Annotated in this window: 1 protein-coding gene; it reads right to left on the reverse strand. The window is 43.7% G+C overall.

Going from position 1 to position 863, the window contains the following annotated elements; genetic code table 11:
• Positions 1 to 17 precede the first annotated feature (17 nt).
• On the reverse strand, positions 18 to 770 hold the full coding sequence (locus HCZ91_RS13830; RefSeq protein ID WP_179799797.1) for an IS5 family transposase: 753 nt from the start codon (positions 768 to 770) through the stop codon (positions 18 to 20).
• Positions 771 to 863 lie beyond the last annotated feature (93 nt).

Below are 863 nucleotides of genomic sequence, written 5' to 3' on the forward strand. Positions count from 1 at the left end.
TAGGGCGTGTTGAACATTCATAATTTGAGCCAGATATAAGCACAAGCAAGAGCGACCGTATTTTCATAACTCTGCTTGAGCTTATCAAATCTAGTGGCAACCGCCCTATACTGTTTTAGCTTAGCGAAAGCGTTTTCTACTAGATGCCTGGCTTTATATAAGTCCCAGTCCATATGGTCGTTAGAAGACTGAGTGTTTCGTTTTCGAGGGATGTTATCCTGCGTCCCTGCTTGTTCAATATGGGCTCGTAGTGCATCAGAATCGTAGCCTTTATCGGCACATAAAACCTCTGTATCACTCAAGTCAACCTTGTCTACTAAATCAGGTGCGACTTTAACATCGTGGGTTGTGCCATCTGACAAGATAAAGGCAATCGGATTGCCATGCGCATCAACTGCTAAGTGAATCTTGGTCGCGCGGCCTGCCACACTTTTGCCAATGGATTGTAGGTTCTCATTGCCACTACTGCTGTGCTGATGCGCTTTAATATGAGTGCCATCGATAAAGACCCACTCAAGGTCTGCGTCTTTGATCAGTAACGTAAATAATGCAATCAGCTTATTACTGCGAAACCAGCGCTGGTAAGCTTTATAGATGGTATTAGGCTTGCCAAAATACTCGGGTAAGTCGCGCCAAGGACAGCCAACACGCATGCGATAAAGCACGCCTTCAACCGTTTGTCTAAGATTTCCTTTGTCATAGATATTAAGTTCTAGTAATATGGGTCTTAGTCTTGTCCAGTGTTCATCTTTGAGCATGGTGCGAGGCATAGCGAACGATATCTTTTTTGTGTGAGAGCTTAAAGATTAACCGTTCGCTATTTTTTTTGCCATTAATTTGTCGCCAATGTTCAACACGCCCTA

It is taken from the genome of Psychrobacter sp. BI730 (genome assembly GCF_013414195.1).
Lineage (GTDB): Bacteria > Pseudomonadota > Gammaproteobacteria > Pseudomonadales > Moraxellaceae > Psychrobacter.